General features: G+C 63.7%; 1 protein-coding gene. It reads left to right on the top strand.

The window, feature by feature from the left end:
• On the top strand, positions 1 to 223 hold a 223-nt coding region (locus ACEPPI_RS41045), incomplete at both ends, for a transposase (protein WP_373920318.1).

The raw sequence follows: 223 nt of genomic DNA, 5'->3' as shown, positions 1-223 counted from the left end.
ATGCTGGCGCTGTTGATCTACGCATACGCGGACGGGATACGTTCCTCGCGACAGATCGAGCGGCTGTGCCGGACCGATGTGGCGATGCGTGTGATCTGCGCGCTGCAGGTGCCCGACCACACAGCAATCGCACGATTCCGGCAGATGCATCAGGACTCGGTGCGAGAACTGTTCACGCAGGTGTTGCTGGTCTGCGCGAAGGCCGGGCTCGGCAGGCTGGGCA

Source organism: Streptomyces sp. AB3(2024), assembly GCF_041862025.1.
Taxonomy (GTDB): Bacteria; Actinomycetota; Actinomycetes; order Streptomycetales; family Streptomycetaceae; genus Streptomyces.
Note: the sequence above shows the minus strand (reverse complement) of the source record. Positions and strands in the feature narration are given on the sequence as shown.